We start from the raw sequence: 14,140 nt of genomic DNA, 5'->3' as shown, positions 1-14,140 counted from the left end.
CAATTGTTATATTTTTTTATGTTTTACGGGGATGTAAATGACTCAAGAGATGTTGAGATTAGCTGCGATTATTGCGCAAGAACTCAAAGTTAAACCAGCGCAGGCAGAAGCAGCCATTCGTCTGCTCAATGAAGGAGCTACTGTTCCTTTCATTGCTCGTTATCGTAAGGAAGCTACCGAAGGACTAGATGATGTACAATTACGCTTTATTGATGAGCGCGTACTTTATCTACGTGAATTAGATGAGCGTCGTACTGTAGTTTTGCAGTCTATCCGCGAACAAGAGAAATTAACTCCGGAACTTGAAAAAAGTATTTTGGCAGCAGACACAAAAACTCGTCTTGAAGATTTATATTTGCCGTTTAGACCAAAGCGTCGTACAAAGGCACAAATTGCCATCGAAGCAGGCTTAGATCCTCTTGCGCAGGCACTTTGGAAAAATCCTGCTTTGGACCCCGAAGAAGAAGCTACTCAATTTGTTAATCCTGAGGCAGGTATTGAGGATGCAAAAGCAGCATTAGAAGGTGCCCGTCATATATTAATGGAGCATTTTGCTGAAGATGCTGATTTAATTAATGAATTACGTGAATACTTATGGCAACATAGCATAGTCAAATCAATAGGTAGCTCTAAGAAAAAAGAAACCGTCAATAAGTTTTCAGATTACTTTGATTATTCAGAAGCGATTAAAAAAATCCCTTCACATCGCGCTTTAGCTTTATTCCGTGGACGTCGAGAAAGTGTTTTGCAAGTCGCGCTGACCTTACCTGAACACGATTTAGCGTATGGTGAAAATAAATTAGCAACTCATTTCAATATCGTTGATCAACAGAGAAAAGCCGACCATTGGTTACTTGAAACCGTGCGTCTGACTTGGAAGGTAAAATTATTTACCAAGTTAGAGTTAGAATTGCTGACTCGTTTACGAGAAATTGCAGATGAAGAAGCAATAAAAGTATTTTCCAGAAATTTACGTGACTTATTACTTGCAGCACCTGCAGGTCCACAAATTACAATTGGACTTGATCCTGGAATCAGAACAGGAGTTAAGGTGGTTGTGGTTGATGCAACAGGTAAGTTGCTGGATTACACCGTTATTTTCCCCTTAGCGCCACAAAATGAATGGCATCAGGCAATTACTGATTTAGCTAAATTGGCGGCAAAACATCAGGTTAATCTTATCAGTATCGGTAATGGTACAGGTTCTCGTGAAACAGAACGCTTGGTTTCTGATTTAATAAAAATGTATCCTGATTTAAAACTGACTAAAGTTATTGTGAGTGAAGCAGGCGCATCTGTTTACTCAGCTTCAGAAATTGCTTCTCAAGAATTCCCTGATTTGGATGTTACCTTAAGAGGAGCTGTTTCTATTGCGCGACGCCTCCAAGATCCGCTTGCAGAATTGGTCAAAATCGAAGCCAAATCTATTGGTGTAGGACAGTATCAACATGATGTGAATCAAACTCGCCTGGCGCGTAGTCTTGATGGCGTTGTAGAAGATTGCGTGAATGCTGTAGGTGTTGATGTAAATACTGCTTCTGCTGCACTGTTATCTCATGTTTCAGGTCTTAATGAAGCTCTGGCTAAAAATATTGTGCTTTATCGTGATGAACACGGAGCATTTAAAAATCGGGCAGAATTAAAAAGTGTAAATCGTATGGGTGAAAAAGCCTTTCAACAGGCGGCCGGTTTTTTACGTATCATGAATGGAGATAATCCACTGGATGCTTCTTGTGTTCACCCAGAAGCTTATCCTTTGGTAGAAAAAATTATTGAGAATAAGAACATTGATATTAAGAAGCTGATCGGTAATAAAGAAATATTACACAGTGTGAATGCTGAACAATTTGTTGATGAGCAATATGGTTTACCTACAATAAGAGACGTGTTGCGTGAACTGGAAAAGCCAGGTCGCGATCCAAGACCAGAATTTAAAACGGCACAATTCAAGGAAGGTGTTGAAGACATCGAACATTTGCATGAAGGAATGATCCTTGAAGGTGTCGTGAGTAATGTAACTAATTTTGGTGCCTTTGTGGATGTTGGAGTACACCAAGATGGGTTGGTGCATATTTCCGCAATGACTAACAAATTCATTTCTGATCCACGGACTATAGTAAAAGCCGGTGATATTGTGACAGTCAAGGTTATTGAGGTGGATAAAGAAAGAAAACGTATTGGTTTAAGCATGAAATTGGAAGACGAGCCTGTAAGTCAGCCCGCTAAAAAAATTGCAAGAGCATCTGACGTGAAAAGGCCTCCTCAAGTTAAAAAAGCTGAGCATAAGAAAAAACCAGAGGCTAAAAAAGTTGAGCCAGCTAAAAAAACCATATTTAATACAGCAATGGCGGATGCCTTAGCGAAATTAAAACGTAATTAAAAACTTGATGCGTTGGTCGGGTGATCGATGTGGATCTTGGTTTTCGGTTCAGAATAAAATGTTCAATCCCGAGTTCTGCTGACCAACGCGCCATAAGGCTGCATCTTGTATAACATAGGTGAATCATGACCAACATTCCCAAGGGAGAGCTTACTATCCAGACTTTGGCAATGCCTGCCGATACTAATGCTAATGGTGATATCTTTGGTGGTTGGATTGTGTCACAAATGGATTTGGCTGCAGGAATATTGGCAAAAAGAATAGCATTGGGGCGTGTTGCTACTGTTTCCATTCACTCTATGAATTTTTTAAAACCCGTCCATGTCGGTGATCTTGTGAGTTGTTATGTCACCCTGATAAAGCAAGGTAATACCTCTATGACGCTGGGTGTTGAAGTATGGGCGCATCCTGCTACCCAAAATGAAACGTATCAAGTTACCGAAGGCGTTTTTATTTTTGTTGCCATAGATGAAAAGGGTAAAGCAAGACAGGTACCTAAAAAAATATGACCAGTAATTCCTCAGAGCTGTACAATTTACTAACCGAAATGGCTACCTTAATTGAGCAAAATGCGGAGCCAGATCCCCAATTATATATTCTATTTTTCCAACAGCCCGAACTTGCTTTTAAATTAGTGGATATCATTAGTAATTTGGAAGAAAAACTGGATGAAGGACTTTCAGTTTATTCTGCCTGTATTTTTGCTTTGGATATATGTGTCGCTCAATTACAAGGCGCTGCCGAATCCAACAATAAGATCACTGCAAAAACCTTAATTGAGTTAATGAATCACTTAGCCGAAATGATCAATTTTCGCAAACATACACTGAGTTTTTGGTTGCCTGTATTAAATTCTTTTTATGAATCACACGTTGAATTGACTGAAGATTTAAAAAATGCTTATTACGAACTTGCCAGTGATGAGGAAGAAGCGATTCAAGAAGGTGAGCCAATATCACATCTAGAAGCAATTCGAGATTTAATTCATGAATTAGCAGATCTTAATGTTTTTGAAATCGCTGAAAATTTTTTCGCTCAAAGTTATGCAATGCCGGCTGATTTTTTTATCGATCTTATGGTGGATTTATATAACATTGAAGAAGGTGCGGATATCGCCTTACTTATTTTATTACATCCCAACGCTGAAGTACGCGAAGTTGCTGTGAACACCCTAAGTCAAATTATAGGCATGGTTACTCTATCATCGATATCCCTTTCACGTTTAAAGACGATCAAATATTGGTATCCGGAGAGTTATCATGCTCTCTTTGATTCTTGGATTAAAATTCAACGCAAACAAGGTGTGGTATTTGCACCAGAACCTGAAGAAGCCAAGGTGAATATTAGAGCTACTGAAGTTGATGGTTCCGGGTCACAGGGCGTATTTCTACATGTTCGTAAAAATAGAAAAAACAGACTTTGTGGTTTGTTATTAAAGTATGAGTTAGGCCTTAAGGATGCGTGGATAACACCTTCACTGTCATCAAAAGATGTGAAAGATTATTACAATCAGGCTTTTGATGAAAATGTAACTTTGCGTGAGGTGGATTTATCTTATTTCAAGATGATGGTGGAGCATTTCTTAGCGATCGCTATAGAAAAAGGCGAGATTCCCAATGTCCAATTTTTGGAAATTCAAGAGCAATTGGGGATACGCTTACGTCCTTCAAGGTTGGATTTAGATTATCTTTTTGAACAATTAAGCATACAAATTACGCCATTTACTCAAGAGGTGATTTCCGGATCCTTACGACGTTCAAAATCATGGCTCAAAACCAAATCGTTTACTGAATCTTGGTATCTGGAAAATCATTTGGTAGATAAAATCGTTAATCATAACAGTACTTTTGTTGATGGGATTAGAGTATGCCGGATGGAAGAGGCTATGGAGGCTGTCTTTGCTGAGGAAATGGAATTGAATCGGGATAGATGGCAGTTTCACTTTTTATGGATAGCTTTATGGATGAAATCCAAAGAAAAACGAAATGAAAAAATATGGCGCGATAGTTTTTTGATTGCCTATACCATCCATGAAGGAAGACCTCTGAAAGAAATCCCAGTGATGCAAGAAATTTGTCGGCAAACAGTAATTAATAGTGCTGAAACCATGCAAGAGCGGCGAACCCATTTGAGTCAGGAATGAGAGAAATCGATGTTTACCGGAATTATTGAAAGTAAAGGTATAGTGGTTGCCAACACGGAGCATGATGGTGCAAACCGGTTGAGTATTTCGTCTGTTTTTAAACAATTACAAACAGGTGAAAGCATTGCTGTAAATGGTGTCTGTTTAACTTTATTGCCTACTGGACTTAGCGACTTGAGTTTTGATGTTTCTCCTGAAACTTTGCAGCGAACTACTTTAGGGCGACTCAAAATCGGCGATGAAGTCAACTTAGAACGGGCTATGCTTTCATCAACACGTTTTGGGGGACATTACGTAAGCGGACATGTAGATGCGATTGCTCAAATTTATTCTATTATGCATCTTAATGAATTTATTGAAGTAGAGATAAGTGGGTTTGATGCAAACGCAATGTTGTATTTAATACCTAAAGGTAGTATTACTGTTGAAGGGGTGAGTTTAACAATTAATTCGGTGGCCGACAAACGCATTAAATTAATGCTGGTACCCCACACATTGCTGAATACAACCCTTAGTTTCTTAAAAGAAGGACAAGAGGTTAATATTGAATTTGACTACCTGGCACGTATTGTTGCTCATCAATTGCAGGTTGCAGGAAGGTTAAACGATCAGATCCCGTTATGAATTAAGGAGTAGTTCATGACCAAGCATTTAACATCCCGATGGCATCATCTTTTTTTTGCCACAATCGTTATCGGGATTGTTTCAGGTTTCGGTGGGATGTTTTTAGCCCTATTATTGCATTTTATCCAACACTTAGCCTATCAGCACACGGTATTTCCTATTATTGAAAGTGAGCGTTTCCTCGATGTTGTTAGTGGTTCAACAGCCTCACGAAGGGTGATTGCTCTTATATTGTGTGGTCTCATTGCTGGTTGGGGTTGGTGGGCAGTTTTTCGTTATGGCCGGCCTTTGGTGAGTATTGCTAATGCAATTAAATCACCCAGACCCTATATGCCCATAAAGACTACTATAGTGCACGTGTTGCTGCAGATAATTACGGTTGCTTTGGGCTCACCAATGGGACGTGAAGTAGCTCCTCGAGAACTAGGGGCAACGTTTGCCTGTTGGTTGACCAATAAAATGAAATTACATCCTAAAGAAAGCCAAGTACTGGTGGCCTGTGCTGCGGGCGCAGGATTGGCTGCTGTCTATAATGTTCCATTTGGTGGTGCTCTGTTTACTTTAGAAGTACTACTTGGTACTTTTCGTTGGTTTGCAGTGATTCCTGCCATTACTACCTCTTCGATTGCAGTGGTTATAGCTTGGATGGGGCTTGGTAATCAGGCGATGTATCATATACCGGTTTTAATACTTGATTCTTCAATAGTTGTTTGGTCTATTCTTGCTGGTCCTCTTTTTGGTGTTTCTGCTTATTGGTTTAAAGAGATTACCAATAGAGCCAAAAGTCGGGCGCCGCGAAATTGGAAAATCATCATATCCTGCCTCTTCAATTTTTTTATTATCGGCCTATTAGCTATTTATTTTCCACAGATATTAGGGAACGGTCGATCTGCAGCTCAATTAGGATTTGATGGAAATATGTTAGGCCTCGGTATTGCAGCCGTAATATTAATACTAAGACTTTTAATTGTTTGTACTAGCGTGCAAGCAGGTGCTTCAGGTGGAATATTAACTCCTTCTCTTGCAAATGGAGCGTTAATGGCCGTCATTTTGGGCATCCTTTGGAGTCATTTGTGGCCGGGTATCTCAATATCTGCTTTTGCCGTTATTGGTGGCGCAGCATTTCTTGCTGCGGCTCAAAAAATGCCCATTACTGCAATTGTGCTCGTTATTGAGTTTACAGGAATCAATTTTAGCTTTTTCATTCCGATGCTTTTAGCAGTTGCGGGGGCGATTAGCATGTTTAATTATTGTTCTATCAGAGGTTTGGCTATTGCGACAAGCTAACCAGAATAAGGTTAATTAAAAAAGCGCTCTAGATTTCACACCACATAGATGAGTCAATGTTCCTTTATGTTTATAAATTCGAATGTAACGCGCTGGATGTAGCATCATATAAATGGATAACCTTAGGAACAATATTATTCATGCTAAAGGAGCTAATTTTATTAAACATATTGGCCCGGCATGTAGTGTATTCTTCGGTTAAAAACATTTTGTAAGACTCAAAAAATATCGGATCATAATTCAGACTATTATTTGGATCGGGAATGTCAAAAAGCTTACTAAACTCTCTAACTAATTGATATGATTTCAAATTGGTAAGAAGTGGTATGGCTCCACAAGAAGCTCCTTCTAGAATGGAGCTTGATAATTGATCTGTTTCTGGTACTGAAATCGAAAAGTCCGCTGCAGATAAATAATAGGACATTTCTTGTTGTGATATAAAACCTTTAATTAAGTGGATATAAGGATTTTGAGCGCAACACTGTTCAACGTTTTCCAGATAACTCGCTTCAGAATCACCTTCAAGAAGAATAAGAAAACCCGTATTTGTTTCATTCCTAAAACGATTAAAAGCATCAATTAACTCAAGGGTATGATATTGACAGCGTATGCGCCGATTAACTATCCATACTGGTGAACTTCCTAATTGTAATTCATTCCTAATCTTATCTCGCTTTTCTTGTGAAAAACAAAATGAACTGGTAACCCCTAGGCTGAATTCATGAATTTTAGAGCGTTCGATACCAAAATAATTGATTAGGTAATCAGTCATACTTGGTGAAGCAGAGGTAATAGCCATAGCATTTTTTAATATCTTTCGAAGAAGCAAAGAATAAATTTTACTTTTACTCGATGTGCTAAAAATCTCGGTTCCGTATGTAGTAAGAATATAAGGTCTACCAGATAAATACGCCATTAAACCATAACCTGAGGTATTGTGCGCATGAAAAAAAGTATCATTACTTTTAGAACGACTAAATCTTAGTGATAATCCAGATATTAAATATTTTATCGCCATAGGAATACGATTAAATATTTTTGGTAGGATTTCCTTGACCGGAGCGTTTACAATCATTGTTTGATTGATTTTATGCGCCGTGTAGATGCACGTTTCATAATTGCCAGAATTTAGCAGGTCCTCCCAATGTCGAACATGTGGACTATGAGGGTTCGCCAAAAAATTAATCTGTTTACGCTTCATAAGCAATACCATAAAAATAACTTTTATTCTTGTACCAATACAAAATCTGTAAGATCAAGTAACCAAATAAAACACCAATAACAGAACCAAACATTGGATTTTGGAATTGCCAATTAACAATAAGTACAATGAGTGCCCATACCAAACTACCGATCAGCAGAAACACGAACTGACTGCGAGAAACTAGAAGTTGGTTTTGAATTGCCCCCATAGCCGCCAAAACTCCCGCTACTTGCCAAAGTAGGACTATTAGTTCTGATTCAAAGGTGTTTTTTATTCCATAAAGATGGAAGATAAACGGTGAAAATAATCCTATGGCCGTTATCCAAAACAAACCAATAATCAAGTAAACGAGACTTAGACGAGTAATCAACTGCTTTTGTGTATTATGGGTCGCTTGACTTAATTGCGGTACAAAAACACCACCGAGTATTCCTGGAATAAATATTATGATATTAAACAGCTGGAATCCTAAAAAAAATGCTGCTTTTTCAAACTCATTAGAGCTAAATTCAATGTGTTGATTTAGCATAAAAAATATCGCAAGAAAGGGTAATCCGAATGCCCCACTATGGAGTGATTTATAGATTATATTAAGCAGATTACTATTTAGAATAACCTGTTTATCAAACTTAAAATGATGATTTTTTATTACTTTTAACCAAGCTAAAAAGCCTGTGATTAACCAGCTTGAAGCAAGCAATATCAAAAAGAGGTTGTAATCCTTTAAAAACAGAGGAATGCTCACTAAAGCTAATACCATAATATTAACAAAAATCCATAAATAACCTGCGCTTTCATGAGAACCTGAACGATTAAGTAGTGCGGCTGCCAACGATATGAAAAAATAGCCTATACAATAAAGCACGACACTAACAAAGAATATTAGGGAATATTGCTCAGGGTTAAATAAAATACCCATATAACCTAATAATCCGACAATCACAAATGAGAAAAGAAGGGTCATCGCACCGCTGTACTGTAATATAATTGCATCTTCTTTGGCATCAAGGGGAAGCGATAAAATGCGAGGTAAAACGCCCATTAAAGAAAAATTACTAAGGGTATTGGCTGCGGTCAGGAACAATATAAATAATCCATAACTATCGGCTCCCAGCCTATTTGCAAGAATGGCGCCTAATGCTATTTGGGTGAATCGGGAACATCCAACACCGACAACATAAATCGATTCGCGTATCAACTCAAACTCCATTCAGCTACTTTTTGTTTATGCTGTTGTAACTCTTCTTCAGAGAATCGTTGTTTTATCACTTTGGCAGGTATTCCTGCAACAATTGAATAATCTGGTACTGATTTAGTGACAATGCTTCCTGCTGCAATGACTACTCCTTCACCAATCGTTACCCCTTTGAGAATTGTCGCGTTGGCTCCAATCCAAACATCATTTTTAATAACGACTTTCCCTGAGCGTGTGGATTGTTTATCTTTTTTCATAAAATACATCGGTGTCCCAATTTGATTCATTTCATGATCACCACAGTAAATGGAGACATTTGGTCCGAACATAACATAGGAACCGATTTCGATGGGATATTCCTTGGACGATGCCATCGTTGCCCCATGCCCTATAAAAACAAAGTCGCCAATTTCAATACTGTCATAAGATAGCGTGGATGTGATTGGATCAAAAATAACTTGGGTGCCACAACGGCGAAATCTCGTTTTATATACATGCATTATTAATCTTGACCAGGCCAATTGACCTTTTTGGATGCATAATGCGATAAATTTTATAATATGTTTCATTTATTATGTCCTGACCACATTCCTCTTGTATCAATAACAATGGTATCTTTTTTAATTAAAGTGTCTTTAGCTGCAAATACTTTATGATCGACTAATAATACTACTATATCAGCCTCGACTAATGCGCTCTCCATATCTTGCAAGTCTACTTTTCCATTTAACCCTTTTGGAAGCGTGTCAATATAAGGTTCAACAACCACTGTATAGCCCGCATGGAAAGCCGCAATATTTTTCACAATAGCCAAGGCAGGACTTTCACGTAAATCATCAATATCCGCTTTAAATGTAATCCCTAAACAAGCAATAACCACGTCTTTGACGGTTTTGTTGGGGTATGCTTGTAAAAAATTGGAGAGGGCTAATTTGATCTTTTCCAAAACCCATAACGGTTTGCTATCGTTAACTTCTCTTGCAGCTCTAATAAGGGTGGCTTCCTTTGGGGTGCTGCTTACTATGAACCACGGATCGACGGCAATACAATGTCCTCCAACACCTGGTCCTGGTTGTAGGATGTTGACTCGGGGGTGACGATTTGCCAAGGAGATAAGCTCCCATACATCGATATTTAATTTATCACAAATAATGGATAATTCATTGGCAAAGGCAATGTTAACATCACGGAAACTGTTCTCAGTTAACTTACATAATTCTGCTGTGCGTACATCAGTAATTATACACTCACCTTCGACAAAAGTTTCATAGAACTTTTGTGCTTTAGCCGAACAAGCCTCAGTCATGCCACCAATGACTCGATCATTTTGAACAAGTTCACGTAATATATGCCCTGGTAATACACGCTCAGGACAATGAGCAATTCTAATATCTGCCTCTTCACCGCATTGTTGTGGAAAGGTTAAGTCAGGGCGTATTTGAGCTAGCCATTCGGCCATTTGCTCGGTAGTACCTACAGGAGACGTGGACTCTAAAATAATTAAGTCACCTTGCTTTAATACGGGTGCTATGAGTGCTGCTGCTGACTCAATATAACTTAAGTCGGGTTGATTTCCTTCCATAAAGGGCGTTGGGACAGCAATTAGAAATGCAGAGGCAGGTTGAGCTGTGGTTGTAGCACGTAGATAGCCCTCAGTAATGCAGGCATGTACCAAAATATCTAAGTCAGGTTCAACAATATGGCTCATCCCTTTATTAATGGTTTCCACAGTAGATGCATTAATATCTACACCGATCACATGAATCTTTCTTGAAGCAATCACTGCAGCAGTGGGTAGTCCAATATAACCTAATCCAATAACTGAAACTGTTTCAAAGTCGGGGTGCACAGTATACTGATTAAACATAATATATTCCTAATTTTAAGCCCAACGTTCTAACCACGTCACAAAATTTTTTGATAACAAGTCTCTATCAAATTGTGATTTAGCAAGAATCAAAGCTGCTTGACCCATTTGAGAAAGTTGATGTCGATTTTTTGATAAATTGATTAGTGCATCACAAAATGCTTCAGCGTTGTCTGGTTCCACTACCACCCCACAACCTGTACTGGAAATTTTCTCTGCTAGCCAGCCGGGGTAATTGATCAACACCGGTAAACCTGCAGCAATATAATCAAAAAATTTATTAGGAGATGTGCCATCATAAAAGGCGGGGACATTCGCTAGAATTTGCATACCAATGTCCGCACAAGCCAGTAATTGAGATAGTTGATCTTTATCCACAGGATCTAAAAAAATGATATTATCTAATTCAAATTCATTCGCCTGTTTGATTAAAGTATCCTTCAGTTTTCCTTGACCAATGAGAACGAATCGAATGTCGTCGCATTGCCTTTCTTTTAATATTTTAGCGGAATTAATGATGGATTGAAGACCATTGGCTACACCATGAGTGCCGGCAAAAATAGCCATTAAATGATGTTCCTCAACACCTTTAGGTCGTATCGATTTAAGTGACTCGGCAAATAAGTCAATATCGCTACCATTGGGGATTATGGTGACGCGTTTTTCATCTTTTCTAAATCTTAAAATCCCTTTTTGAATGCCTGGTGATAATGCAATTAGCCCGTCAGCACTTTTATAAGCCATCCACTCGACTAAGCCCATTAATTTTAAAATGACAGGATTAGTGATGACCCCCATTTCACGAGGTAACTCAGGCCACAAGTCTCTAACTTCAAAAACAAAAGGTTTTCTGCGAAGCCATTTACCTACTAAACCTGGCAAGGCAATTGTTAGTGGTGTTGATGTGGCAAAAATTAAATCATATTTTGCCCTTAAAGCATACTTCATACTTGAATAAGCAAATCTTAAAAAAGTGACAGTTCGTTTTAAAAGGGAATCTTTATTGGCGTACGCCAAATCAAACTCTACTACGTGGATCCCATCAACATTACCTTCGCGTACCCTATTTTTAAAAGGGTTGAGTAACCCGGTATTTGCCCCTTTATAGCTACCACAAACAACAGTCACCGTATGTCCATGCTCAATCAGCTTTTTGGCCATTTTATAGGAGCGAATTCCTGTTGAGCCAGCTGGAGTAGAAAAATGTTGATGAAAATAAAGAACATGCATATCAATTCACCTCAAAATCAATGGTAAACTTTGGATCTCTAAAGATTCCAATATTTTTAGTATTCATCACTCGTTTACAATGCCATTTGTCTACGTGTTTTAAATAAATTCAACCAAGAGCAATTTTTGATCGTATTGTTGCTTTTTCTAGATATAAGAATACACCGATCTTGGAGTTCTCTCTGGAAAAAGGGATGAAGGATAGGTTTACGCATTGGAAGAAAGCCACAACTTATTCGTTTCTGTGTACAATGTGTAGGGATATGATTCAATTCCAAAATCCTTTTACAATATCAAATCTTTTATATCTACCTGATGGGATATATACCATCCAGTTTAAAAAAATGTTTGTTATTCATTAACATGATTAAGCTAACATATATCGAATATAACTTTCAATACCAGTTGTATTCCATTTCTATGACACCTGATTGTTCTACTTCAATCTCCAAAACGGGGAGGTTCGCTTTTTGGTGATAATAACGGGACTCCCACCCATTTACTAACTCAAAACGTTTAATAGGGATATTGGTATTTACCTTAATTATATGCGTTTTGTTTATTAGAGAGCGGTTGTGAACCTGCCAATCTCCGGGGATTAACCGCCACCGAATGACTGCGCTTTTTTTAAAGCCATGTATGATATCTTTTACTTTTAAGCAATGGTCATTAAGTTCGATGGAACGCTTATGTGTTACACCAAAATCGTCTCTATAACTTGCCTCAAAAGTACTGCATTGCTCTGTTTCTGTTATGGGTTTAAGAGAGTAGGTTTTTAACCAATTCCCAAATAAAAAACGACCTAGGCGAGGCATCTGATCTCGGTTATCAAATTGAATGGTATTATGACTCGCTGTACCAGGAAAATAATTAAGCCATTCGTTGGTAGTATTATAGCTATAGGTCCCCGCATCACGAAGTAAATTGACACTATTGACCCATAAATCGACATGCATTGCATCTGCATGACTTGGACGAAAACGAAATCGCGGATAACGCATCAAAAGAAATATGGAAGGACGTTTTAGTAGGGCATAACCTCCATTATTAAAGAGTTTACTTTCCAATGATTCCGCTTTTTTGTTGGGAATGGCAATTTGTAGCCATTGAAGTGGATAATTCCATGTCCCATTCTTCGTATAGGCTTGTTGATGATTAAACAAGACCATGGCTAACTGTACAGAGGGCCGATAATCGCGATAGTCACTTTCTGTTAAAGGTAATAACCTCGCACCATCATTAGCGCCAATATTGGGTACATCTCCAGTTTGCTCATCTACCATATGAAACAACCAAAAAGTAGCTGCAGAACATTTACTTTGCCATTTTTCAGAAAAGGTAGGTAAAGCAAGTTTTCGTCGCCAAACTTCAACCATACAAAGGGTGTCCATAAGTACTCGATGATAATTCACCGAGTATTGACTAAAGCTACCATCTGCTTCTATTAAATGCGATATTCGATTTTCTAACCATTTGCGGCCTAATTGGTTCCATTTCTGCCCATTGCTAATACCAAGCATTTCCAGCCAACTACCTCCAATAAAAAGAGCCGCTGCTTCTGAAGTCCCATGGTTATTATCTTGCGCAATTGCATAGCTCAAAGTAGATGCAATACGTTGGAGGTGCACATGGATTAAGTCAATTAGTGCTTGGGAAGGTTGTTGGATTTGCTCAACAATTAAGGTGGCAATTGCCAAATGCATCACTCGAATTGCAGCTTCTTGTCCGCATTTCCAGTTCACACCGAAATAAGGCGGATTATGTAGACACCAATTATTCAACCATTCATTTAATTTTTTTAAGGAGTTTTGGTCGCCTAATTTTGCCTGTTGTGAAAATGCTAATACCCAATCAAAACGCGAGGCTTCCCAGATAACTTTGATATCGCCACAATGTGCAGCAAAATCTGGGATTTTCCACCATGGTTTAGTTGCATCCATACGGATACCAGTGAACGGATTTAAGTGCCAGTCTGGTGCATTATCCGTAATGGGAATTGATTGATAACCAAAATAGTGTGCCTGTTGTTGCCAACTCTTAGTAGCGATAAGAGGGCTCTCGGAAGGGACAGTTTCGGAGAAAAACGTACCTTGAGGTAGTATGGTTTGTGCATCATGACGAATCAATTTTTTACGAAATCGATAATGTACTACCCGTAAAAAATTGATAACGCCTAATGCATAAAGTGTTTTCGCTTTGATTCCTATCAT

At 38.4% G+C, this 14,140-nt stretch carries 11 protein-coding genes; 5 read left to right on the top strand and 6 right to left on the bottom strand.

What is annotated here, in order from left to right; genetic code table 11:
• The first annotated feature begins 37 nt into the window (after positions 1 to 37).
• The 5 genes from ACWTEW_RS28430 to ACWTEW_RS28410 all read left to right on the top strand — a co-directional run bounded on the left by ACWTEW_RS28430 (position 38) and on the right by ACWTEW_RS28410 (position 6,434).
• Complete coding sequence (locus ACWTEW_RS28430) at positions 38 to 2,380, top strand: Tex family protein (protein WP_454781388.1); 2,343 nt, start codon at positions 38 to 40, stop codon at positions 2,378 to 2,380.
• 125 nt (positions 2,381 to 2,505) lie between these two features.
• Positions 2,506 to 2,889, top strand: a complete 384-nt coding sequence (gene yciA, locus ACWTEW_RS28425; protein WP_454781387.1) for an acyl-CoA thioester hydrolase YciA — start codon at positions 2,506 to 2,508, stop codon at positions 2,887 to 2,889.
• Entirely contained in the window at positions 2,886 to 4,523 is a 1,638-nt protein-coding gene (locus ACWTEW_RS28420; protein WP_454781386.1) for a hypothetical protein, read from the top strand. Before yciA ends, ACWTEW_RS28420 begins: the two co-directional genes overlap by 4 nt.
• Positions 4,524 to 4,532: 9 nt before the next feature.
• Complete coding sequence (locus ACWTEW_RS28415) at positions 4,533 to 5,147, top strand: riboflavin synthase (protein WP_454781385.1); 615 nt, start codon at positions 4,533 to 4,535, stop codon at positions 5,145 to 5,147.
• A 15-nt stretch (positions 5,148 to 5,162) separates the two neighbouring features.
• Positions 5,163 to 6,434, top strand: a complete 1,272-nt coding sequence (locus tag ACWTEW_RS28410; RefSeq protein ID WP_454781384.1) for a chloride channel protein — start codon at positions 5,163 to 5,165, stop codon at positions 6,432 to 6,434.
• 70 nt (positions 6,435 to 6,504) lie between these two features.
• Here ACWTEW_RS28410 and ACWTEW_RS28405 read toward each other — a convergent pair whose 3' ends face one another.
• The 6 genes from ACWTEW_RS28405 to ACWTEW_RS28380 form a co-directional block, all read right to left on the bottom strand.
• A complete protein-coding gene (locus ACWTEW_RS28405; protein ID WP_454781383.1) occupies positions 6,505 to 7,635 on the bottom strand; it encodes a glycosyltransferase in 1,131 nt (376 codons plus the stop codon).
• The gene (locus tag ACWTEW_RS28400) at positions 7,625 to 8,848 is read right to left on the bottom strand and encodes a lipopolysaccharide biosynthesis protein (protein WP_454781382.1); all 1,224 of its coding nucleotides are present in this window, start codon (positions 8,846 to 8,848) and stop codon (positions 7,625 to 7,627) included. The genes ACWTEW_RS28405 and ACWTEW_RS28400 overlap by 11 nt, the downstream gene beginning before the upstream one ends.
• Positions 8,833 to 9,402 carry an acyltransferase gene (locus tag ACWTEW_RS28395; protein ID WP_454781381.1) on the bottom strand — a complete coding sequence of 190 codons (570 nt, stop codon included), beginning with the start codon at positions 9,400 to 9,402 and terminating at the stop codon, positions 8,833 to 8,835. Before ACWTEW_RS28395 ends, ACWTEW_RS28400 begins: the two co-directional genes overlap by 16 nt.
• Positions 9,399 to 10,700: a UDP-N-acetyl-D-mannosamine dehydrogenase gene (wecC, locus tag ACWTEW_RS28390; protein WP_454781380.1), complete on the bottom strand. Its 1,302-nt coding sequence runs from the start codon at positions 10,698 to 10,700 to the stop codon at positions 9,399 to 9,401. The genes ACWTEW_RS28395 and wecC overlap by 4 nt, the downstream gene beginning before the upstream one ends.
• 15 nt (positions 10,701 to 10,715) lie before the next feature.
• Positions 10,716 to 11,930 carry a glycosyltransferase family 4 protein gene (locus tag ACWTEW_RS28385; RefSeq protein WP_454781379.1) on the bottom strand — a complete coding sequence of 405 codons (1,215 nt, stop codon included), beginning with the start codon at positions 11,928 to 11,930 and terminating at the stop codon, positions 10,716 to 10,718.
• 395 nt (positions 11,931 to 12,325) lie between these two features.
• Positions 12,326 to 14,140, bottom strand: coding sequence for a heparinase II/III family protein (locus tag ACWTEW_RS28380; protein WP_454781378.1), 1,815 nt, complete (start codon positions 14,138 to 14,140; stop codon positions 12,326 to 12,328).

Source organism: Legionella stuttgartensis, assembly GCF_977063405.2.
The sequence above is the reverse complement of the archived record's forward strand: the minus strand, read 5'-3'. Positions and strand labels throughout refer to the sequence as shown.

Coding starts and splice junctions, on each gene's coding strand:
- ACWTEW_RS28420 (WP_454781386.1), top strand. CDS start 2,886: ATGACCAGTAATTCCTCAGAGCTGTACAATTTACTAACCGAAATGGCT.
- ACWTEW_RS28410 (WP_454781384.1), top strand. CDS start 5,163: ATGACCAAGCATTTAACATCCCGATGGCATCATCTTTTTTTTGCCACA.
- ACWTEW_RS28385 (WP_454781379.1), bottom strand. CDS start 11,930: ATGCATGTTCTTTATTTTCATCAACATTTTTCTACTCCAGCTGGCTCA.
- yciA (WP_454781387.1), top strand. CDS start 2,506: ATGACCAACATTCCCAAGGGAGAGCTTACTATCCAGACTTTGGCAATG.
- ACWTEW_RS28380 (WP_454781378.1), bottom strand. CDS start 14,140: ATGATAGGAATCAAAGCGAAAACACTTTATGCATTAGGCGTTATCAAT.
- ACWTEW_RS28400 (WP_454781382.1), bottom strand. CDS start 8,848: ATGGAGTTTGAGTTGATACGCGAATCGATTTATGTTGTCGGTGTTGGA.
- ACWTEW_RS28415 (WP_454781385.1), top strand. CDS start 4,533: ATGTTTACCGGAATTATTGAAAGTAAAGGTATAGTGGTTGCCAACACG.
- ACWTEW_RS28430 (WP_454781388.1), top strand. CDS start 38: ATGACTCAAGAGATGTTGAGATTAGCTGCGATTATTGCGCAAGAACTC.
- ACWTEW_RS28395 (WP_454781381.1), bottom strand. CDS start 9,402: ATGAAACATATTATAAAATTTATCGCATTATGCATCCAAAAAGGTCAA.
- wecC (WP_454781380.1), bottom strand. CDS start 10,700: ATGTTTAATCAGTATACTGTGCACCCCGACTTTGAAACAGTTTCAGTT.
- ACWTEW_RS28405 (WP_454781383.1), bottom strand. CDS start 7,635: ATGAAGCGTAAACAGATTAATTTTTTGGCGAACCCTCATAGTCCACAT.